The sequence below is a fragment of the Sphaerisporangium flaviroseum genome, assembly GCF_039537005.1.
Taxonomy (GTDB): Bacteria; Actinomycetota; Actinomycetes; order Streptosporangiales; family Streptosporangiaceae; genus Sphaerisporangium; species Sphaerisporangium flaviroseum.
Genome location: NZ_BAAAZR010000002.1, coordinates 366809 through 388242, shown reverse-complemented (window position 1 = coordinate 388242; position 21434 = coordinate 366809). Strand labels below are relative to the sequence as shown.

21 protein-coding genes are annotated in these 21434 nt (G+C 68.0%); 9 read left to right on the top strand and 12 right to left on the bottom strand.

The window, feature by feature from the left end:
• Nucleotides 1-6 precede the first annotated feature (6 nt).
• The 6 genes from ABD810_RS07970 to ABD810_RS07945 all read right to left on the bottom strand — a co-directional run bounded on the left by ABD810_RS07970 (nt 7) and on the right by ABD810_RS07945 (nt 6372).
• On the bottom strand, nt 7-1209 hold the full coding sequence (locus ABD810_RS07970) for an ROK family transcriptional regulator (RefSeq protein WP_344937548.1): 1203 nt from the start codon (nt 1207-1209) through the stop codon (nt 7-9).
• Between the two features lie 177 nt (nt 1210-1386).
• Nucleotides 1387-2637: a sugar ABC transporter permease gene (locus tag ABD810_RS07965; protein ID WP_344936226.1), complete on the bottom strand. Its 1251-nt coding sequence runs from the start codon at nt 2635-2637 to the stop codon at nt 1387-1389.
• Entirely contained in the window at nt 2634-3410 is a 777-nt protein-coding gene (locus ABD810_RS07960) for an ATP-binding cassette domain-containing protein (protein WP_344936224.1), read from the bottom strand. The genes ABD810_RS07965 and ABD810_RS07960 overlap by 4 nt, the downstream gene beginning before the upstream one ends.
• A 96-nt stretch (nt 3411-3506) precedes the next feature.
• Nucleotides 3507-4628, bottom strand: coding sequence for a sugar ABC transporter substrate-binding protein (locus ABD810_RS07955; RefSeq protein WP_344936222.1), 1122 nt, complete (start codon nt 4626-4628; stop codon nt 3507-3509).
• A gap of 229 nt (nt 4629-4857) precedes the next feature.
• Nucleotides 4858-5583 (bottom strand): sulfite exporter TauE/SafE family protein, encoded by a 726-nt coding sequence (locus ABD810_RS07950; protein ID WP_344936220.1) that lies wholly within the window; start codon nt 5581-5583, stop codon nt 4858-4860.
• A gap of 447 nt (nt 5584-6030) precedes the next feature.
• Complete coding sequence (locus ABD810_RS07945; protein WP_344936218.1) at nt 6031-6372, bottom strand: VOC family protein; 342 nt, start codon at nt 6370-6372, stop codon at nt 6031-6033.
• A gap of 198 nt (nt 6373-6570) precedes the next feature.
• Here ABD810_RS07945 and ABD810_RS07940 point away from each other — a divergent pair, with 198 nt between their 5' ends.
• The 6 genes from ABD810_RS07940 (at nt 6571) to ABD810_RS07915 (ending at nt 10426) form a co-directional block, all read left to right on the top strand.
• Nucleotides 6571-7299, top strand: coding sequence for a VOC family protein (locus ABD810_RS07940; protein WP_344936216.1), 729 nt, complete (start codon nt 6571-6573; stop codon nt 7297-7299).
• A gap of 267 nt (nt 7300-7566) precedes the next feature.
• The gene (locus ABD810_RS07935; protein ID WP_344936214.1) at nt 7567-7893 is read left to right on the top strand and encodes a PadR family transcriptional regulator; all 327 of its coding nucleotides are present in this window, start codon (nt 7567-7569) and stop codon (nt 7891-7893) included.
• Nucleotides 7890-8246, top strand: coding sequence for a DUF1048 domain-containing protein (locus tag ABD810_RS07930; protein ID WP_344936212.1), 357 nt, complete (start codon nt 7890-7892; stop codon nt 8244-8246). Before ABD810_RS07935 ends, ABD810_RS07930 begins: the two co-directional genes overlap by 4 nt.
• Before the next feature lies 1 nt (nt 8247).
• Nucleotides 8248-8574: a DUF1048 domain-containing protein gene (locus tag ABD810_RS07925; RefSeq protein ID WP_344936210.1), complete on the top strand. Its 327-nt coding sequence runs from the start codon at nt 8248-8250 to the stop codon at nt 8572-8574.
• A 359-nt stretch (nt 8575-8933) separates the two neighbouring features.
• Nucleotides 8934-9422, top strand: coding sequence for an RNA polymerase sigma factor (locus tag ABD810_RS07920; protein ID WP_344937545.1), 489 nt, complete (start codon nt 8934-8936; stop codon nt 9420-9422).
• Complete coding sequence (locus ABD810_RS07915) at nt 9419-10426, top strand: hypothetical protein (protein WP_344936208.1); 1008 nt, start codon at nt 9419-9421, stop codon at nt 10424-10426. The genes ABD810_RS07920 and ABD810_RS07915 overlap by 4 nt, the downstream gene beginning before the upstream one ends.
• A gap of 357 nt (nt 10427-10783) precedes the next feature.
• Here ABD810_RS07915 and ABD810_RS07910 read toward each other — a convergent pair whose 3' ends face one another.
• The 3 genes from ABD810_RS07910 to ABD810_RS07900 all read right to left on the bottom strand — a co-directional run bounded on the left by ABD810_RS07910 (nt 10784) and on the right by ABD810_RS07900 (nt 13925).
• Nucleotides 10784-11008 (bottom strand): helix-turn-helix transcriptional regulator, encoded by a 225-nt coding sequence (locus ABD810_RS07910; RefSeq protein WP_344936205.1) that lies wholly within the window; start codon nt 11006-11008, stop codon nt 10784-10786.
• A 13-nt stretch (nt 11009-11021) separates the two neighbouring features.
• Nucleotides 11022-11423: a hypothetical protein gene (locus ABD810_RS07905; protein ID WP_344936202.1), complete on the bottom strand. Its 402-nt coding sequence runs from the start codon at nt 11421-11423 to the stop codon at nt 11022-11024.
• A 906-nt stretch (nt 11424-12329) separates the two neighbouring features.
• Nucleotides 12330-13925 (bottom strand): NsdA family TPR-like regulatory protein, encoded by a 1596-nt coding sequence (locus ABD810_RS07900; protein WP_344936199.1) that lies wholly within the window; start codon nt 13923-13925, stop codon nt 12330-12332.
• 642 nt (nt 13926-14567) lie between these two features.
• On the opposite strand from ABD810_RS07900, the gene ABD810_RS07895 reads away from it, so the two are divergent.
• Nucleotides 14568-14972, top strand: a complete 405-nt coding sequence (locus tag ABD810_RS07895) for an ATP-binding protein (protein WP_344936196.1) — start codon at nt 14568-14570, stop codon at nt 14970-14972.
• A gap of 350 nt (nt 14973-15322) precedes the next feature.
• Here the strand turns inward: ABD810_RS07895 and ABD810_RS07890 are convergent, their stop codons facing one another.
• The 3 genes from ABD810_RS07890 to ABD810_RS07880 form a co-directional block, all read right to left on the bottom strand.
• The gene (locus tag ABD810_RS07890) at nt 15323-18133 is read right to left on the bottom strand and encodes an aconitate hydratase (protein ID WP_344936193.1); all 2811 of its coding nucleotides are present in this window, start codon (nt 18131-18133) and stop codon (nt 15323-15325) included.
• A gap of 202 nt (nt 18134-18335) precedes the next feature.
• Nucleotides 18336-19067, bottom strand: a complete 732-nt coding sequence (locus tag ABD810_RS07885; RefSeq protein WP_344936191.1) for a metal-dependent hydrolase — start codon at nt 19065-19067, stop codon at nt 18336-18338.
• 240 nt (nt 19068-19307) lie between these two features.
• Complete coding sequence (locus tag ABD810_RS07880) at nt 19308-19865, bottom strand: MFS transporter (protein WP_344936189.1); 558 nt, start codon at nt 19863-19865, stop codon at nt 19308-19310.
• 183 nt (nt 19866-20048) lie between these two features.
• Here ABD810_RS07880 and ABD810_RS07875 point away from each other — a divergent pair, with 183 nt between their 5' ends.
• Both ABD810_RS07875 and ABD810_RS07870 read left to right on the top strand, forming a co-directional pair.
• Nucleotides 20049-20780 carry a PadR family transcriptional regulator gene (locus tag ABD810_RS07875; RefSeq protein ID WP_344936187.1) on the top strand — a complete coding sequence of 244 codons (732 nt, stop codon included), beginning with the start codon at nt 20049-20051 and terminating at the stop codon, nt 20778-20780.
• A 7-nt stretch (nt 20781-20787) separates the two neighbouring features.
• Nucleotides 20788-21294, top strand: coding sequence for a DUF1707 SHOCT-like domain-containing protein (locus ABD810_RS07870; RefSeq protein ID WP_344936185.1), 507 nt, complete (start codon nt 20788-20790; stop codon nt 21292-21294).
• Nucleotides 21295-21434 lie beyond the last annotated feature (140 nt).

Sequence of the window (21434 nt, the reverse complement as noted above, 5' to 3'; positions counted from 1 at the left end):
GGGCGGCTAGGGGCCGACGCGGGCGAGGGCGTCGAGGGGGTCGGCGAGGACCTGGGCGAAGGCCAGCTCCGCGGCGCCCACCAGGGTGGTGTCGTCGCCCAGCACCGGGGTGCGCAGGCGCAGGCTCTCTCGGGAGGCGTGCAGCACGTCGGTGACGATGCGGCTGCGCACCTGCGCCGCCGCGCCGAGGTAGATCTCCCTCAGGATGCCGCCGAAGATGACGATCTCTGGGTTGAAGATGTTCACCAGGTTCGCCACGCCCAGGCCCAGCCAGTCGCCCACCCGCGCCAGGGCCTCCTGCGCGACGATGTCGCCGCGGTCGGCGGCGTCCACGACGGCTCGTACCGCGTCGCGTCCGATCTGCCGGCCGAAGCGGCCGGCGGCCTCCAGCAGCGCCCGCTCCCCCACTTCGGCCTCCAGGCAGCCACGCGACCCGCAGCCGCAGGGCCGCCCGCCGGCGTTGATGACCATGTGGCCGACCTCGCCGCCGTAACCGCCCTGGCCGCCCAGCAGCTGGCCCGCCGCGATGACGCCGCCTCCGATGCCGACGTCACCGTGCAGGTAGATGAGGTCACGGCAGCCCGCGCCGACACCTCGAGCCTGCTCCGCCATCGCGCCGAGGTTGGCGTCGTTCCCGACCGCGACCGGGATGCCGAGCGCCAGCCTGGCCTCCAGCTCCTGGCCGAGCGGGATGTCGGACACCCCCATGTTGGGGCTGAACCGGACGACACCGTCGGAGCTGCGCACGCCGCCGGCGAACGCCACGCCCACCCCGACGCAGATCGTGTCGGAACGGGTCTTCTTCAGCATCTGCTCGGAGAACGAGGCCAGGCGCCCGACGACGTCCTCGAGGACGAACGGCCCGCGCTGCCGGGCCGCCTCACGACGGTCCAGGATCACCCCGCCCAGCCCCACCCGGGCGGCGACCAGCCTGTCGACGCCGATGTCGAACGCCAGGACGTACACCCGCGCCGACTCGGGCCGGACCACCAGCGAGGGACGTCCGGCCCGGCCCGTCTCGCGGGGGAGCTCCTCGCGCACCAGCCCGGCCGCGGTCAGATCGGCGGTCAGCGCCATGATGGTGCTGCGGTTGAGCCCCATTCTGCTGGTGAGCTCGGCCCTGGAGGTCGGCCCGCCCAAGTGGACGTGGCGCAGGAGGACGCCCAGGTTATGGCGCCGGATCTCCTCCTGTGAGGGGCCCGCGCGCATCATCCGAGGTCCTCTGGTTCCTTGTGCATCCGGTGGGGGGTCAGCGGCAACGCCGCCGGCGGCAGGACGCCCCGGCGCGGCGGCGGGCCGTCATCGGCACGCCGCCGGTGTCCATAGGAGATCAACGGGGCGAGCGTGACCTCCGGGTCCCGCACGAGACCCGGTTCTGACCCGAGATCATCTCAGGCCCGAGGCGGCGGCGCGCTTGCGGGAGAGGGCGTCGACCCCGGCGGCAAGCAGCAGCACCGACCCGGTGACGATGTACTTCACGCTGGCGCTGTAGCCCATCAGGCCCATGCCGTTGTTGATCACCGCGACGACGGCGCCACCGAGGATGGCGTCGAGCACTCTGCCCTTGCCGCCGAACAGGCTCGTGCCGCCGATCACCGCGGCGCCGACCGCGAACAGCAGCACGTCGCTGCCGCCGGTGTTGGGGTCGACCGAGCTGGCCTGCGAGGCGGCGATGATGCCGCCGACCGAGGCCATGCCCGAGCAGATGACGAAAGCACTGATCCGGATACGGTCCACGCTGATGCCGGCCCGGCGGGCCGCCTCGGCGTTGCCACCGACGGCGTAGACGTGCCGACCGAAGGCGGTGCGGCGCAGGACGAACGTCCAGAGGATCAGCAACGCCAGCACGATCGGGACGACGATCGGCACACCCTTGAGCGAGACCAGCAGGGCGTTGCGGCTGCGCTCCAGGTTGAGGGCGTAGACCGCGAGCCCGCCGAGGACCGCGATCAACCCGACGCGGAAGGCGATGACGGTCGCGGGATCGGCCACCAGGCCCCGGCGGGCGCGGCGGCCCGATCGCACGATCTGCACGGCGGCGTATATGGCCACGCAGCCGATATAGAGGGCCCAGCCGAGCGTCGGCGGCAGGTTCTTGTTCTCGATGGCGATGATCGTCTGGTCGCGGATGGCTATGTTGGTGCCCTCGTTCACCAGGATCAGCAGCAGGCCCTGGAAGGCGAGGAAGGCGGCCAGCGTGACCACGAAGGAGGGGATGCCTAGCTTCGCGACCAGCACGCCCAGCGAGGCGCCGATCACCACACCGGTCACGATCGCGGCGACGACGGCGATGTACCAGGGCTGGCCGTTGTTGGTCAGCGTGACGGCGAGCACCGCGGCGCAGACACCGCTGGTGAAACCGGCGGACAGGTCGATCTCGCCGAGCAGGAGGACAAAGACCAGACCCATGGCGATCACGGAGATCGCGGCCCCCTGGGTGAGCAGGTTGGCGAAGTTGATCGAGGACAGGAACACCGGGCGCAGGATCGCGAAGGCCGTGCAGAGTACGACCAGCCCGAAGACGGCGGGCAGGGCACCCATGTCACCGCCGCGCACCCGTTCCAGGTAACCGCGGACGTTGCCGCCGATGGTCGGCGCCTGGGCGACGGGCTTCTCGGGAATCGTTGTCGTACTCATGCGGTGACTCCGTTGGCGTTCTTCAGGCCGAGCTCTCCGCTACGCCCCGAGGTGATGAGCTCGACGACCTGGGAGTGGGTGACATCGGCCGTCTTGACCTGCGCGGCCATCCGCCCGAGATACAGCGCCGCGATCCGGTCGGACACGGCGAAGACGTCGTTCAGGTTGTGGGAGATCAGGATCACCGAGAGGCCGTTGTCGGCCAGCCGCCGCACCAGCTCCAGGACCTGGGCGGTCTGGGCGACGCCGAGTGCCGCGGTGGGCTCGTCGAGGATCACGACCTTGCTGTTCCAGAGCACGGCCTTGGCGATGGCCACGGTCTGCCGCTGCCCGCCCGACAGGCTGGAGACGAGCTGGCGGATCGACTTGACCGTGCGGACGGATAGACCGTCGAGGGTCTTGGCCGCCATCTCCTCCATCGTGGCCTCGTCCAGGACCAGCCCGCTCTTCTTCTCGCGGCCGAGGAACATGTTCTGGACGATGTCGAGGTTGTCGCAGAGCGCCAGGTCCTGGTAGACGATCTCGATGCCCAGCTCGGCCGCCTCGCGGGGGCTGGCCACGTGGACGGGCTTGCCGTCGAAGATGTACTCCCCCGCGTCGATCGAGTGGATGCCGCCCAGGCACTTGACCAGGGTGGACTTACCGGCGCCGTTGTCGCCGACCAGCGCGGTGACCTCCCCCGCGAACGCGGAGAAGGCGACGTCATGCAGGACCTGCACGGGACCGAAGCTCTTGTCGAGCCCGCGGATCTCCAGGACGGGTTGGGGTGACACGTTGCTCCTCAGAGACTGACGGTACGGCTCGCGCGTCCCGCAGGGGAGGCCCCATTTGGAGGCCTCCCCGGGTGGCGCGTGCCGTACCGGACCTCGTTACTGGATTCCGGCCTTGGTGCACTTGTCGGCGAAGTCGCCGGTGCACAGCTCGTCCTTGCTGACGTATCCATCGGCGACGACGTCCTTGACGTTGTCGATGTAGATCGCCTGCGGGTCTAGCAGGACCGAGGGGACGTCGCGGCCGGTCTCGGTGTCCTTCACCGAACCGCTGGCGGTCGGCTTCTCACCCTTGGCCAGGGCGATCGCGAGCTCGGCCGTGGCGTCGGCCTCTTTCTTGACCGCCTTGTAGACCGTCATGCACTGGTCGCCGTTGAGGATGTTCTGTAGGCCCTGGACGGTCGCGTCCTGGCCGGTGACCGGCACCTTGCCGTTGAGGTTCTGCTTCTTCAGCACGGTGATGGCGGCGTTGCCCAGACCGTCGTTGGCGGCGAGAACGCCCGCGATCTTGGACTCGGAGGTCAGCATCTGCTCGAAGATCGTGCCGGCCTTGGTGTTGTCCCAGTCGGGCACCGACTCGTCCGGGCCCTTCTTGTACTCGCCCGAGTCGTACTTCGCCTTGAGAACGCCGTCGTAGCCCGCCTTGAACAGCGTGGCGTTGTTGTCGGTCGGCGAGCCGTTCAGCTCGGCGATGATCGGCTTCTCCACCTTCTTGTCGGTGAGGCACTTGACCAGGCCCTCACCCTGAAGGGTGCCGACCTTGGTGTTGTCGAAGCTCACGTAATAGGAGGCGCTGCCGCCCAGGGTCAGGCGGTCGTAGTCGATGGTGGCCACGCCCTGCGACTTGGCCTTGTCCAGCACGGCCTTGCCGGTGCCGCTGTCCAGGTTCACGATGACCAGTACGGTGGCGCCGTTGGTGATCATCTGGTCCGCGATGGTCTGGAAGGCGGTCTTGTCACCCTGGGCGTTCTGGATGTCGTAGTCCACGTTCGCGGCCTTGAAGGCCTCTTCGAGGTACTTGCGGTCCGCGGTCTCCCAGCGGGCCGACGACTTGCTGTCGGGAAGGATGACGCCGATCTTGCCCGGTTTGGCGGCGGACGACGCGGACGCGCTGCCGCTGTTCTGTGCCGTGGTCGTGCCACCGTCATCGCCCCCGCAGGCGGTGAGACCGAGAGAGAGCGCCGCCGCGGCGGCGGTCAGGCCGAGGATCCCCTTGCGCATGGATGCACCGGGTCCTTTCTGCAGAGATGGCCACTGGAGGCGTGGCATGGGGGTCTGTTTTGGGAGGTGCCCGGCCGAGCTCTGACCGGGGATGAACGGCTCACACCGGGTCTCGGCTTGGCCGTTTCTTTGAATGTTGTTTGCGGCAACGTATTCCGTCCCGCGCCCGGGCGCCAGACCTGTGACGGCCAAAGTTTGTTGTCTCCGGTAACAATCAGGAAACGCAAGATTAACCGGTGAGGCTCTGCGTGATCAGCACGAAGGCCGAGGCGGCGGCCACCACGAGAATCCCCGCGCGGACGCGCCCGCCGTCCAGGAAACGCCGCAGCGGGCCCGAGACCGCGAAACCCACGATCATGAAGGGGATCAGCGCCGCGCCCGCCAGCAGCGCACGGCCGGGAAGCCTGCCCACTGCCGCGAGGATGCCTAGGGACTGCGCGGCGGACAGGAAGAAGTACATGGCCAGGGTCGCCCGGATCTGCGGCCCCTTGGCGTGCTGGTAGACGATCCCCATGGGCGGGCCGCCGATGCCGGTCGCCGTTCCGGTGATGCCCGACAGGAAACCGGCGGTGGTGAGCGTCGCCCCGTTCCTCGGGATGGCCACGGCGGAGGCGGTGACCGCGACCGCGATGAGCACCATCACGCCGACGAGGATCCCGAGCGTCTGGGTGCTGACGTAGACGACGATGGCCCCGCCGATGACGCTTCCCGGCAGCCTGCCCAGCAGCGCGAACCCGAGGCCTCGCCAGTCGACCTTCCGCCACTCGGCGGCGAGGGTGAACAGCGGCAGCGTGACGTTGACGACCTGGATGGCACCCGGCATCACCGTGGGATCGAGCACGGTGATCATCGGTGCCGCCACCAGGCCCAGCCCGAACCCGACTCCTCCTTGAACGATCGCCCCAATAAATACTGCCAAACCGCCAAGAAATAGCAGAAATACCTCATGACTCATGAAGGGCACGCTAGAGGTCGGCGACCTGTGACCCGCAAGCGGATATCACCGGCCCGGCACGCTGCGGCGCGCCCTCACCCCACGACGTCGTGCGTCCCGTCGACCAGGATCGGCGTCACCGACGTGCCGTTCAGTTCGGGCACGTGATGAGCCTCCAGCGACCGGAAATGGTCTGCCACATCGGCCCGGCTGGACCTTGGGCGAGCACGGACTTGAACGGCCGGCACGGGCGGGCAGGGAGGAACGGCAAGAATGGACGGGGGTGCACGGTCGGCGAGTATTGGCCCCGACTCACCCACCCACCCCAGCTTCCCCGCCGCACAACGGCGCCGACTTCACCGCGACACCTCCCACCGCGTCGGCGCCGCAAGCCCGCAACAAGTACGGCAGTGCACGACGACGGTCCCAGCTCAGTGCTGACCGGCTGTCATACCGGCCGGAGGCCTGTCACAGGGGAGCGCCGCCGAACCCGATCTCGTTCCCGTCGGGATCGCAGTAGGTGATCTTGCGCACGCCGTTGTCGTAGGTCTCCCGCTTGGCCGGGTCGAGTCCTCGCTCGGCGATCTGCGCGACGAGCGCATCGAGGTCGTCGACGAAGATAGTGTGCATGGCGTGGCCGGCGTGATCGGGCCGCTGCTCGATGAACACGTACCGATGTTCCGCGAGCTCCCACACGGCTTCCGTGTCGTTCGGGAAGAACGTCGGCGGGCAGCCCAGCAGCCGTTCGTACCACTTCAGGGCCACCGCACGGTCGGCGACCGGAATTCCTGCGAACAAGTCGAGCGCCATCCTGTGATCATATGGATCCGGCCGGTTCCGTCACCAATGGCGAGTGGCCCGCACCCTCGTACGCGCCCCGACCAAGATGTCTCAGGCGTGCTCCGACCGGCCACCAACCGGACCGGCGCACATCAGCGTGGAACGATCCATATGCGAGGTTCGTCGAGGGGTGTAAGCATCGTCGGACGACCTGGAAGGTGGAATGACGTGAGTGACGATGCGATTCGGCCCAACGAGACGACGGTGCCGTTGATGCCGTGCGCATCGGTAGAGAACACCTTGGCGTTCTATGAGGCGCTGGGATTCGAGGCGACCTACAAACAGAGCAAGCCCTATGTCTATCTGGCACTCAAGTTGAGCGGATTCCAACTGCACTTCGGCCCGGCGCCCAAAGGGCTGGATCCGGCCCGTGAGGAGTCCGGAGGCTGCCTGGTCATGGTCGACGCCGTGGCGCCGTACCACGCGGCGTTCGTCGCGGCGATGCGCCGGGTCCACGGGAAGGTGCTGACTTCCGGCCCTCCGCGGATCACCCGCTACCGGCCAGGCGCGTCCCGATTCACGCTGATCGACCCATCAGGCAACTCGATCATATTCATCCAGCGCGACGAGCCGGCCGAAGTGGAGTATGGCGGCTCGAAGAAGCTGGCAGGCCTGGCCAAGGCGCTCGACAACGCCCGGATTCTGCGTGAGTTCAAGAACGATGATCTGCAGGCTTTCCGCGCGCTCAAGTCCGCGGTGCGCAGGCACGGCGCGGACGCCCCGGTGGTCGAGCGGGGCATCGCCCTGTGCCACCTCATCGACCTGGCCATGGTCCTCGGCGAGCCCACCGATCCGTGGGCGGCCGATGTGCGCGGTCTGGAGCTCACCCCCGACGACAGGCAGCGCATCGAGTCGGAACTCGGGCATCTCCCCGGACTGCAGGAGTGGCTTCCCTGAAGGATCGTCACACCGTGGAGATCCCCTGTGCGCTCCCATACCCGCCGGGCCCTCCTCCAGTTCACTTCTCGTCGGCCGTCTGTCAGGTCCGAACTCACCAGCCTTAGACCGACCGGCAAATGGATCACTTGAGGCGGCGGGCGCACCAGCGCGGCGCCGATGATTCGAATCGCTTCCGTGACCCCGCGCTCGCCGTACTACTCCGTGGTACCGTATAGTGGTACTCGGTAGTACGCAGTACTGGGAGGAGCGAAGAGGAGACCCGCGATGGACGACCTGACGGAGATGCTGAAGGGCACGCTTGAGGGCTGCGTGCTCGAAATCATCGGCAGCGAGGAGACCTACGGGTACGCCATCACGCGCCGGCTGAATGAACTCGGCTTCGCCGACGTCGTCGAGGGGACGGTCTACACCATCTTGCTGCGACTGGAGAAGAACGGGCTCGTTCAGGTGACGAAACGACCGTCCGGGCTGGGCCCGCCGCGCAAGTTCTATGCGCTCAACGACGCGGGGCGCAAAGAACTCGCGACGTTCTGGGCGAAATGGGAGTACCTCTCATCACGAATCGACAAGCTCAAGGTGGGCGGAAGATGAACTTCTGGGAGACCATTACAGGCAGCGATCTCACCAGGGAATTTAAGGCGTTCGAAGCCCGGGCCGCGGTATTGCCGGCCGACTACCGAGCGGCGTGGGAAGAGATCAAAGGTCATCTTTTCCCCTACGGGGACTTCACAGGTCGAAACCTGATGCCGATTCTCGACGGTGCTCTGGGACTGCTCGAAGAGACGGCGGCCGCTGGGCAGAGCATTCACGAGGTGCTGGGTGACGACATCAGGGGCTTCTGCGCGGCGCTGGCCGGCGGAGAAGGGGCTCAGAGCTATCGCGACCGGTGGCGCGAGCAGTTGAACCGAAACGTCGCAAGGAAATTGGGCCGGTTAGGAGGCTGACGTGGGCATCCAGGACATCATCGAGGGCAAGAAGCAGTGGCGGGCGCACATGGCGCGGGTCAAGGCACTCCCACCGGATTACCAGATCGTCTACAAGGAGATTCAGAAGTACTTCTTCAAGGTCGGACCGATCGACTTGTTCGACGGGTCCCTGCTCACAGGGATTGTCGATTTCTTCGAGGAGGGCGTCGCGGCCGGCAAGGGAGTCCTGGAACTCATCGGCAACGACGTCGCTGCCTTCTGCGACGACCTGGTCAAGGACTCCCGCACCTACGCGGAAATCTATCAGGAGTCCATCAGCGGGAAACCCGGCACGGCCGAGAAGTAAGACCCGACCGGCAGCTCAGTGCTGCTCCGTCGATGCTGCTCCGTCGACTGCTGCTCCGTCGATGCTGCTCCGTCGACTGCTGCTCCGTCGACTGCTGCTCTGTCATGAACTGGGGTCGCATGTGCGGCGCCGACGCGGCGGGGGGCGACGCGGTGAACCCGGCGCCGTTGTGCGGCGGAAACCTGGGGTGGGCGGGCGAGTCGGGGTCCATTCTCGCCGATGATCCTTTGAGTCGTGCTCGCCGATGATCGGGGGTAACCGGCGGGCGGTACCGGCAACGGCCACCGGAGATCAGGGTCGGGGGAATGAGTGTGTGACCTCCTCGGTGGTGGTGCCGTCTCTTAGGGTGTGACACTTCCATCCCTCACGCGGAGGCGGACATCGGCACCCGGATCGAGCAGCTCTACCGGGAGCACTGGCCCCTGGTCTGCGGGTATCTGCTCCGCCGGACCCGCGACCCGCACCTCGCCGAAGACCTCGCGCAGGAGACCTTCGTCAAGGCCACCCGAGCACTGCTCGGCTGGCGCGGGGAGTCCGCGGCCGCCTGGCTGCTCAGCATCGCGCGCAACGTGCACGTCGACTACCTGCGACGCAACCGGATCTCACTGCCCCTGCCCGGCCCGGACGAACTCGGCGCGCCCGAGCATGCCACCGACGACGCCGTCGCGGTCCGCGACGTGCTGGACCGGCTGCCCGAGCGGCAGCGACGGCTTCTCGTCCTCGTCTACTTCGACGGGTTCACGCTTGCCGAGGTGGCCGCGATGACCGGCCGAACGACCTCGTCGATCAAGACCGCCCTCTGGCGCGCCCGCGCCGCCTTTGCCGACATGTACGGAGCCACCCGATGAGCGACCAGATCGAACCGGCACGGCAGGAACCGGCACGGCAGGCGCCGCCGGGCGCGGCATCGGAGACGGCAGCGACAGAGACCGCGGAGGCGGAGTTCGACATCCCCGATTTCGACGCACGAAAGACGCGCAGGGCCGTGCGCAGGGGCATCCTGCGCACTAGTTTCACGGTGCTCGCCACGCTGATGGTGATCTCACTGGTGGCGACCATCGGCTCGCCCTGGGTGCAACGGCGGGGCGATCGCGTGCAGCGCATGTATCAGGTGCTCGGCACGGCGCTACAGATGGCCAACCCCGGCTACAACATCGAACTTGGCATGCCCAGCGCCTCCCCGCTGTCGCTCTCCTTGGAGGCGAGCATCAGGCCACTCCGCGCCGTCGGAGGTTTCTCCACCGGAAGGGACTTCGGCGACCAGAAGGACGAGCTGACGCAGGACTTCTTCGGCCATGTGCAGCGTCCACCGCTCGGCTTCGCCACCGAGACGCCGCTGACCTACGGCCTGTACAACGTCGGGACCGGCAACCAGCCCAAAGAGCGGATGCGCGAGGTCCTCGCGCGCCTGCCGGAGACCATGGACGCGCTGGCCGTGGTGGAGTTCACCACTCCCCTCACCCCGGCCCAGCTACTGGCCTTCGGCAAGCAGTACCAGTCGTGTCCGGATCTCGTCGTCTACGAGCACCGGCCGCGGTTCACCCCGATCACCTGGAGCCCGGGTTTGGGGTTGATGAACACCACCGCCCCACCCTTCAGAGGCGAATGCGTCGACTACGTCCCGCGAGGACTGGCGGACTTCCGCACCTGGGTGGGCTCCCTTCGCGATCACGACGACGCCAACCTCAGGCAGTTCGGCCTGAGCCTGGCCAGGCTGCGCACATCGGCGGCCGAGGGCAAGGCCTACGCCTACGTGGACGAGCTCTCCAGCATCGACCGCCTCCGGAAGATCATCGAAGACCCTCGCGTCAGGACCATCCGGGTCGCCGACGTTTCCTACCCGCTGGAGTAACAGCCCCGTGGATGGTCGCAGGGGAGACAGTGCCGTTCAAGTAGAGGGACGACGGGACGCCAACGAGGGCGGCAAGGATGGTCGGGGAGACCGGCCAGAATTGGCCCCGACTCACTCACCCACCCCAGGTTTCCCGCCGCACACGGCGCCGACTTCACCGCACCGCCTCCCGCCGCATCGGCGCCGACTTAAGCTGCTTCGCGTTTCGTGGAACGCCACGGACAGTGTCACTCTCGGGCTGCGTCATTCGCCTATGGGCGCTGGCCATAATCTGCTGGAGATTGTCCCAGCGAAGAACGGGGGCTCCATCTCTGCCCGCTCGCTCGCGCCGACTGGCTGGAAGCCGGCCTGAGGCGTTCAGGATCGGTCCGGGTCGTTCGTCGTGTCCGCCCGGTCGGGCAGGAAGATCTCCTCGATGGTAAGGCCGAAGACGTCGGCGATGGTGAACGCCAGGGGCAAGCTGGGGTCGTACCGCTCGGTCTCGATGGCGTTGATGGCCTGTCGGGAGACTTGGCACCGGTCGGCCAGGGCGGCCTGGCTCCACCGGCGGGCTGCTCGCAGTTCGCGTAGTCGGTTCTTCATGGGTGCGGCGCCTTCATCGGTGCAGGCGGGTGCGCAGGTCGGCGATCACAAGCCAGATTGCCACCCCGCCGATGAGGATCAGCTGCGTGAGCTGATGGAGCTGGATGACGCCCGTGGCGTCGAGCACGGTGGCCACTTGCAGTGCCACGAGGACTGCCGCGAAGGCGATGGCCATGCTTTCCAGCTGGATCTTCCGCAGGTATTCGTCTGCACGCCGGAACGCCCGCAGCAGGACCCAGGCCACGGCGAGCGCGAACACGGCGGTCACCGCAATCCACCAGGCCTTCTGAACGGTGCTCTGGTCGGGATCACTGCCTAGCGCCAGGGCCACAGGGCCCAGAGTGGCCACGGGTAGGCCGTCGATGAGGACAGCGCGGCGGGCCGCGCGCGTCACTTGGTCCTGCTGTTTCACCATGACACGAAGGTAAAGCTACCCTTCCATACAGTCAAGCTTACCTGACTTATTGGAATGCCCACCTTACATTCTTGCCATGTTGAACACGAGAGGACCCCTGAGCCTGACCCGACGCTCGCTGCTCGGCGCTGCCGCGGCGTCGGCCATCGCCCAGCCTCGACGCGCCGCGGCTTCACCCGGTCCGGTCATCCGCTGATGGATCGACCGTCTCCCTCGGACGGTCGCAGCGTTGATGCAACACACTGCACGACCGAGCAGCAGAAGCAGCAGACGCCAACCGTCGGGAAGGGAATACCACCAACCCGAGCACGGACGTGAACGCGTCCAACAACGGTGGGCGGCAGGGCGGCAAGAAGGGACTGGGAGAACGAGCGGCCAGAATTGGCCCCGACTCGCCCACCAACCCCAGCTTCCCCGCCGCACACGGCGCCGACTTCACCGCACCACCTCCCGCCGCATCGGCGCCGACTTAAGCAACACCGTACGACTGAGCAGCAGCAATAGAGGTGGGCCACCAGCCAGTGGTCCAGCTCGACAATCGCCAACCGTCGGGAAGCCACTACCCACCAACCCGAGCACAGACCTGAACGCGTCCAACAACGGTGGGCGGGAGGGCAGCACGAACAGACACTCATGATCATCACGGAGTGGGTCAACATTCACGCGGAACCACAGGGTCGACACGGGAGAACGACCGGCCAGAATGGGCCCCGACTCGCCCACCCACCCCAGCTTCCCCGCCGCACACCGCCCGACTTCACCGCGACACCTCCCACCGTGGGGACCAAGCTCGTGCGCGTGGCAGGGTGGACGGGGTGCCGTTGTCATGGGCGCACACCGGATAGGTGGACGGGATCGCCCGCCAGGCCGCCGCCACCGGCTGCGCGGCGTTCAGGGACGAGCCGTTCAGGAGAGCGTGGACAGGGAGCGGAGCTGGTCGTCAAGGGCGCGGACGTGTTTGTTGTCCGCCCATGGCTGGAGCCGGGAACCGGCTTGCCGAATGGAGTGTGCCAGTCGTGCCGAACTGTGCCCGACGGTGATCTCAGCTGCCATGTGGATCCTGGCAGCGGCGGCGGCGATCTCACGCTTCTGGATGAGCGCTTCTGCCGAGTTCAGCAGGGTCCGGCCGCGCAAGAGCTTCGACGTGATCCCAGAGGTGAGTGTCCGGTCGGCCGACTTCAGCGCCTCATCGGCGCGCCCCCACGCGAGCATGCAATCGGCCGAGCGACTCTGCATCGCGTTGTCCGACCACCAGTACAAATAGATCGGGTCGGTGTCATCCCTCATTCGTCCTGCGAGATTCACCGACCGCGCAAGAGCGTGCTCGCTTTCTCGTACGTCGCCGGTTCTCGCCAGCACTTGAGCCAAACCCATGGCATGGGCGGACTTCATGACGTCACTCTCGCTGCGCTGCGCCCATCCTTGCGCGGCGAACATGTGGTCCAAGGCCCTGCCGGGCTTGCCTTGATACAGCGCCATCCACCCCAGACAGGCATGCACATAGGCGATCATCGTGGGATCGGCGTTCTCGTGCGCGGCGCTCAGCGCGTCCTTGTAGCGGAGCCCGGCCTGGGTGTAGTCCATGAGGTCGTTGCACAGGTATCCCGCCAGCTCGCTCAACTCGGCATAGGTATTAACCAGACGATCGCGGAGTCCCGGTAACAATGATTCCCGCTTGAGCAGTTCCGCCACGAGACCGCGTTGAGCATCCACGACGGGCAGCACGCTTTGGGGACCGAACTCGTCATCGAGCTGCCGGCAGGCCACGTTCAGCTTCTCGATGATCTGGACACTTTGGGAGTCGACTCGGCCGGACGGACCCACGATCAGCGCCAGCCGATCTTTCTCCGGTGGAGAAAGTCGACGGAGCAGGAGCAGGGCCGGAGCGCCGCCGAGCGCGAGGGCCAACTCAAACAACATGTCGCGGCGTCGCATGTCGGCCTCCTCGGCTCCGAGGGCGCGGAGCAGGGCGGCGCAGTCGGCGGGGGCGGGGACCCGGGCCAGGAAGACCGGGACGCCTCTGCCGCCGGTGCGCACCGCTGCTGAGTCCATGCTGACACGGGCGGCGCTCGCGCAGGAGGCGTGGCGAGGCTGCGGAGAAGCGAGATGGCGATGGTCCGTACGGTCGATGAGATCGCGGTCGCGGGCGGAGTATGAGGAGAATGTGTCGTCGGTGATCAGGCGGCGGGCGGCCGTCCGGTAGATCTGGGCGAACAAGCCCAGGGCTCTGGCGGATGGGCGTTTCCCCCGGAGCGGCCACGTCTCGTAGTCGTACAGTCGGCTCTCACGCAGGCAGGCCGTGCCGGCAGCGTCGAGATCGTTGTAGGCGGCGACGACCTCGGCGGCGGTACGCCCGTGGGCGTACCGATGCAGGCGAAGAGGGCTCACATCATGGAAGAGCCCGAACACCTCCGCGACCTGCTCGAACGTCAACCCCATGGCGCGCAGACGCTCACTACGCACGCGGCACTCGCGCAGGATGCGATACCCCTCGCCGGACATGGGTCGTGCACACCTCCCTCGCGACTGTACGAACACATGTTCTCACGTACCGTGACTGATCGGCTACCGAAAATGACCGAGAAGGTGATGTCACTTCTCCGTCGTGGGAGTGGTCACCGTCGTACGACTGACGTCTCTGCAGCTCACCGGGCCGTTCCCCGGGGGACCGATCGTGAGTCGAGCAGGGGTCGGCGAAGGGCGCCGCACGGGCCAGAGTGCTGGCTTGTCCGCACCCCTTGGTTCCCCGCAAGGAGGTGGCCCCGCATGGCCGCCGATCCGAAACCTACTCCCCCGTCCGCCACAGACGAGGCCCTCCCCTACCTCTACGGAGGGGAGCCCGCGCCATGTCCCAGCGAATCGGACCCCGTTCCACGTCCCTTCGAATTAGACGCCGCTGCACGTACCCACGGACCGGACGCCATTCGACGTCCCCACGGGCAGGAGGCTGGTCCACGTCCCTACGGACCGGACGCCGCTCCACGTTCCAGCGGACAGGAGGCTGTTCCACGTCCCCGGGCAGACGAGGCCGTGCCAGGGCTAGCGGGGCACGTCGTTCTCAGTACCGAGGGAGGTCTCGTCGCGACTCCAGGGGGTCTCTTCACGCCGGAAACGTCCGAGAAGACGCCAGTACGGCCGCGTTCGGTGGACCTGCTGTGGCGGCGGGTGTTCCCGGGGCGGCCGGAGCAGGCATCGCAGGCTCGCAGGTTCGTACGGCTCGTGCTGGCCGGCGCACCGATCGTCGAAGAGGCGGAGTTGATCGTCTCCGAACTGGCGGGCAACGCACTGCGCCACACTCGCAGCGCGCCCGACGGCTTCTTCGTCGTCGAGGTCACCTGGAATGCCACGGATGTCCGGATCGCAGTGCGGGACGACGGAGGAAGCGGCGTGCCCCGGTTGGGCGGCACGGAGCCCTCGCCCGACGAGGAGGGCGGGCGTGGGCTGGTCATGGTGGCTGCGCTGGCCACGCGCACAGGGTATGACGGCTCTCCCGAGACCGGACACACCGTTTGGGCACTCCTGGAGCAACGGCCCTCCGCCCCCGCCTAACGGCGCAAACGGTCGGCTCCGGGCCGTGTGTTGCGGTGCCTCGGGGCCGTGTGTTGCGGCGCCGATGCGGCGGGAGGCTACGCGGTGAACTCGGCGCCGTTGTACGGCGCGGTGAGCTCGGCGCCATGCGCGGCGCGAAGCCTGGGGTGGGTGGGCGAGTCGGGGCCCACTCTCGCCGACCATCCTCCCAGCCGACGCTCGCCGTCATCTCAGTTCACCCCGGGCGAGTCACAGCCCACGCCGACGATGTCCGGAAACGTCGAACAGCCCGGCGGATGGGTGTGCCGCCGGGCTGTTCTCTGTGTCGGAGTGATCCCCGAGAGCGAGGCCGCGGCCTCGCCGTACCCTGCTCAGCTCTTGGCGAGCAGGGAGCGCAGGACATACTGCATGATGCCGCCGTGACGGTAGTAGTCCGCCTCGCCGGGAGTGTCGATGCGGACGACCGCCTCGAACTCCTTGTCCCCTGTTCTAACCGTGACGGTCCCCGGGGTCTTGCCCGCGTTGAGCTCCTCGACACCGGTGATGTCGAAGGTCTCCTCGCCGGTCAGGCCCAGAGAGGCGGCGGTCTCGCCCTCGGGGAACTGCAGCGGGAGCACGCCCATGCCGATCAGGTTGGACCGGTGGATGCGCTCGTACGACTCGGCGATGACCGCGCGCACGCCCAGCAGCGCCGTGCCCTTGGCCGCCCAGTCACGCGAGGACCCGGAGCCGTACTCCTTGCCCGCCAGCACGACCAGCGGGATGCCGGCCTCCTGGTAGTTCACCGAGGCGTCGTAGATCGAGGAGACCGGGCCGCCGTCCTGGGTGAAGTCGCGGGTGAAGCCGCCCTCGGTGCCGGGCGCGATCTGGTTGCGCAGGCGGATGTTGGCGAACGTCCCCCGGATCATGATCTCGTGGTTGCCGCGGCGGGAGCCGTAGGAGTTGAAATCCTTCGGGCCGACGCCGTTCTCCTTGAGGTAGCGTCCGGCGGGCGAGTCCGCCTTGATCGAACCGGCCGGGGAGATGTGGTCGGTCGTGACCGAGTCGCCGAGCAGCGCGAGCACGCGCGCACTGTGGATGTCGGTGACCGCCTCCGGCTTGCTCGGCATGCCGTCGAAGTACGGCGCCTTGCGGACGTAGGTGGAGGACGGGTCCCACTCGAAGGTGTCGCCGGTCGGGATCGGCAGCGACCGCCAGGCCTCGTCGCCCTTGAACACGTCGGCGTAGTCGCGCCGGAACATGTCCTCGCCGATCGAGGAGTTGACGACCTCGGCGATCTCCTCGGTGGAGGGCCAGATGTCCTTGAGGAACACCGGCTCGCCGTCCGGGCCGGTGCCGAGCGGCTCGGTGTTCAGGTCGAGGTCCATCGTGCCCGCGAGCGCGTACGCCACGACCAGCGGCGGCGAGGCCAGGTAGTTCATCTTGACGTCGGGGTTGATGCGGCCCTCGAAGTTGCGGTTGCCGGACAGCACCGCGGCGACGGCCAGGTCGCCCGACTGCACGGCCTCGGAGATCTCTTCGGGCAGCGGCCCGGAGTTGCCGATGCAGGTGGTGCAGCCGTAGCCGACGAGGTTGAACCCGAGCTTGTCGAGGTACGGCGTGAGGCCGGAGCGCTCGAAGTACCCGGTGACGACCTGCGAGCCCGGGGCAAGCGAGGTCTTCACCCACGGCTTGCGGGTGAGGCCCTTGTCCACGGCGTTCCTGGCCAGCAGCGCGGCGCCGATCATGACGTAGGGGTTGGAGGTGTTGGTGCAGGAGGTGATCGCGGCGATCACCACGGCGCCGTGGTCCAACTCGAACGACGTGCCGTCCGAAAGCGTGACGGGGGTCGGCTTGCGGGGCCGCTCGCGGATCGGCTCGGCGCCCGGCGAGGAGGCGGCGAGGGGCCGGTCCTCCTTCTTGCCGTGCCCGTTGGCCTGTGCGTTGGAGGCCGGGGCATCGGAGGCGGGGAACGACTCCTTGCCCTCCTCCGTGCCGTTGCTGTCGTTGATGTCACCGGTGTCGGGGACGAAGACGCGCACGTCGCGCCGCCAGGTCTGCTTGGCCGAGGACAACGCGATGCGGTCCTGCGGCCGCTTCGGGCCGGCGATGGAAGGGACGACGGTCGACAGGTCGAGCTCGATGTACTCGGAGAAGACCGGCTCCACGGAGGGGTCGTGCCAGAGGCCCTGGGCCCTGGCGTACGCCTCCACCAGCGCCACCTGCTCGTCGCTGCGGCCGGTCAGCTTGAGGTACTTCACCGTCTCGTCGTCGATCGGGAAGATCGCGCAGGTCGAGCCGAACTCGGGGCTCATGTTGCCGATCGTGGCCCGGTTGGCCAGCGGCACCGCGGTGACGCCGTCGCCGTAGAACTCGACGAACTTGCCGACGACGCCGTGCCCGCGCAGCATCTCGGTGATCCGCAGCACCAGGTCGGTGGCGGTCGCGCCGGGGGGAAGCTCGCCGGTCAGCTTGAAGCCGACGACGCGCGGGATCAGCATGGAGATGGGCTGGCCGAGCATCGCGGCCTCGGCCTCGATGCCGCCGACGCCCCAGCCGAGCACGCCGAGGCCGTTCTCCATCGTGGTGTGGGAGTCGGTGCCGACGCAGGTGTCGGGGTAGGCCTTGCCGTCGCGGATCATGACGACCCGGGCGAGGTGCTCGATGTTGACCTGGTGCACGATGCCGGTGCCCGGCGGGACGACCTTGAACTCGTCGAACGCGGTCTGGCCCCAGCGCAGGAACTGGTAGCGCTCGTGGTTGCGCTCGTACTCGCGGTCGACGTTGCGCTGGAAGGAGTCGGGGCCGCCGAAGAAGTCGACGATGACGGAGTGGTCGATGACCATCTCGGCCGGGGCGAGCGGGTTGATCTTGGCGGGGTCGCCGCCGAGGTCGCGTACGGCCTCGCGCATGGTGGCGAGGTCCACCACGCAGGGCACGCCGGTGAAGTCCTGCATGATCACGCGAGCGGGCGTGAACTGGATCTCCACGCTCGGCGCCGCCTTGGGGTCCCACCCGCCGAGCGCGCGGATGTGGTCGGCGGTGATGTTGGCGCCGTCCTCCGTGCGCAGCAGGTTCTCCAGCAGGATCTTCAAGCTGTACGGGAGGCGCGCCGACCCCTCGACGGCGTCCAGCCGGTAGATCTCGTAAGCCGCGTCACCGACGCGGAGGGTGTCACGGCTGCCGAAGCTGTTGGCGGACACGGAGACTCGCCTCCCTCATTTCGCACTCATCGTCACTGATGATGGGTCGCACACTATGTCTGGTTCGCCCCATAGATCCTGCCGCACCGGTGGAGTGCCATCGCCAGTCAGGCTGCCCTAACCCACCTTGGAGCGCAGCGGATGTCTCGATGTCAAGATATCGGTCGTTTATCTCGACATCAAGTTACTCGCTGGTAGGCAGTCAGATGGACTCCGGCATGAGGCGCGCCGCGAAGAGCGCGATCACGACGATCGACAGCACCGGGCCCAGGATCTTGATCTCGAACGCCCTGCCGGTCTTGATCCCGATGCGGTACGGCAGGACCCAGCGGTGCTTGAGCGGCCACAGCACCGGGCACCCCCGTTCGGTCAGGCAGTCGCCCGTCACGTGGGCAAGGCTTCCGATGGCGACGGCGAGACCCAGCCAGAGGTACCCCACACCCTGGGAGTGGAATGCGACGAAGGTCCCCGCCGTCAGGCCGATGTTGACCAGCGCGGAGGTGATCGTCTTGCCCGGGATGCCGATGCCGACCGCCCGCAACGCCAGCCCGATCATCAAGATGACCACGATGTCGCGGCCGATCGGGTAGTGATCGGCGAGCATGTGGCATCCCAGGCCGGCGGCGATCGCGAACAGCAGCGAATGGGTCGCGTGCCGGTGGCCCCCGCTGGCCCAGTTGAACGCCTTGCTCAGCATCCAGGTGGCAGGCCCGAACGTCTGGGCGATGGTGGCGTGGGGGTGGTCGAGATCGGGGAGCATCGCCGCGCCCGCGCAGACGATCGCCCCGGCGATCAGCTCAGCCGGTGAGAGCACGTTGGCCACGATCGGCGTCAGGCCGCCCGCGATCCCCCCGGCCATCGGGAGCGCGGCGAGACCGGGCGCGACGAGCAACCAGGCCGCCGCCCCACTCAGCGCGTGCGTATGTCCCATCATGCGTAGATCACGATCGGGCACCTTACGGCAAAATCTCGGCGTTACGCCGGAACCCTCTCACCAATCCCCCGGCGTGTCGCCTCGCCGCGCCGCCACTGCCCCGTGGCCGGCCCGCCCTCTGGAGTACGCACCGGCCGGGCCATGACCGGGTCCGGAAATGAGAAGACGGGACCGTTCCGCTCCAAGAGCACCCCCCAGCCCTCTCAGAGCAGAACGATCCCGTCCGAATCCTGATAACGCTCAGATCTCGGGGTCTGTTCCCGTGCTGGCGTGATCTGCGTCACTTCCTCCTGCGGAGGTCGCCGCCGCCAGCTCCCGATCGGTCACCGCGCGCAGGAACGGCACGAACAGCAGGGCCGTGGTCCCCGCGAAGACCGCGAAGGTCATACGCACTCCCACCAGCTCGGCCAGCAGTCCGGCGAGACCGGCGGCGACCGGCAGAGCGCCCCATCCGAGCAGCCGGGAGGCGGCCCCGTACCGGCCCAGCAGATGGCCCGGAACCACGGTCTGGGCGATGACGCGGGAGTTGACCGTCCACAGCGTGCCGCCCATCCCGCCGACCAGCGCCGCGGCGCCGACCGCCCACGGCACCGGCAGGACGGCCGGGACGATCATCATCACGAACGTGCCGACCAGGTCGAGGAACAGCGCCCACCGCATGCCCACCAGCCGGTTCACCACCGAGGTGAGCAGCGCTCCGGCCAGGCCGCCGACGCCGATGGCGCTGATCAGCAGGCCGTACGCGCGAGCATCGAGCGCGTGGCACCACTCGCCGACCGTCCCGAAATCACCCGGCACCCCGGCGACAATCCGGCACCACTCGCCGACCGTCCCGAAATCGCCTGGCCCCCGGCGCCCGCTCCCCCGGGCGGACGAGATGACTTTTCCTCGCGCGACCGCTTGCCCGTCAGAATGTTCTCGATATATCTTTGAAGCATCGAGAACGGTCGAAGGCCGATCGTCACGCAAGGGGGAACGACAATGACGCACACGTACCCAATGGGAGGAACTCCCTGGCCCGACCCGCGGGCGCTTAAAGGCGCCGCGTACGCCGCGCTCGGCTCCATGGCCGCCGCCTGGCAGCACGGGCACCACCACGGCCCTGAGGACCACCCTCACGACGAGAACCCCCGTGACCGCCGGTTCCGCGGCCACCGGGGCCCGCGCCCCTTCCCCTTCGACTTCGGACGCGGCCCCTTCGGGCCCGGCTTCGGATTCGGGGGCGGGCGTCCGCCGTTCGGGCGGGGTGGCCGCAAGGCCAAGCGCGGCGACGTCCGCGCCGCGATCCTGGCCCTGCTCGCCGAGGAGCCGCGCAACGGCTACCAGGTCATCCAGGAGATCGCCCAGCGCAGCCAGGGAGGCTGGAAGCCCAGCCCCGGCGCCGTGTACCCGGCTCTCCAGCAGCTCACCGACGAGGGTCTCGTGCGCGCGGAGGAGAACGACGGCCGCAAGACCTTCCGGCTCACCGAGGCGGGCCTCGCCTATGTGAGCGAGCACCCCGACGAGGTGCGCGCTCCCTGGGAGGACATGACACCGAACGTCGACGACAGCGTCTACGAACTCTTCGATCTGTCCCGCCAGGCCGCCGCGGCACTCTTCCAGATCGCGCAGACTGGTAGCGACGGGCAAATCGGACAGGCGAAGCAGATCCTGGCCGAAACCCGCCGCAAGCTCTACCAGATCCTGGCCGACGGCGACACCTCGGAGGAGTGACCCCTCGATGACCTCGCGGGACGATCTGCGGATCGGTGACGCGGAACGCGACGAGGTGATGGCCGCCCTGCGCGAGCACTTCGCGCGGGGCCGCCTCACCTACGAAGAGCTGGACGAACGGCTCGACAGCACCCTGGCGGCCCGTACGGCCGGCGACCTGAGGCGGCTGACGGCGGACCTGCCCGAGCCCTCCTCACCCCGTCCCACCGCCTACCGCGACCGGCGGGCGCACGGCTGGGCGCCTCCACGACCCGCCGAGCTGGGAGTGTGGAACTCCCCCATGGCCGAGGTCCGTCGCGAGCGGATCCAGCGGCACCGCCGCCACCACGGCCGGCCCCCGGTCTTCCTGTCCGTTCTCGCGATCGTCCTCATCGTCTCCGCGGTGGCCGGCTCGCTCGGGCCGCTGTTCGCCGTGCTGAAGGTGATGCTGTTGATGGGGCTGATCTTCGCGTTCGTGAGAATGGCGCACCACCGGCACCACCACCGGCACCCACGCCTCGGACGCCGCTTCTGACCTCCCGCGAGGCCGATCGACCACGACCGGGCGGACCTTCGCGGTCCGCCCGGCCGTCGCCGTGCCCGCCCGCCGTCCGGCGATTTGGGTCTTGACGCTCCGAGTCGACCGTCTCATGATCGGCCTGTCTTCCGGGCCGT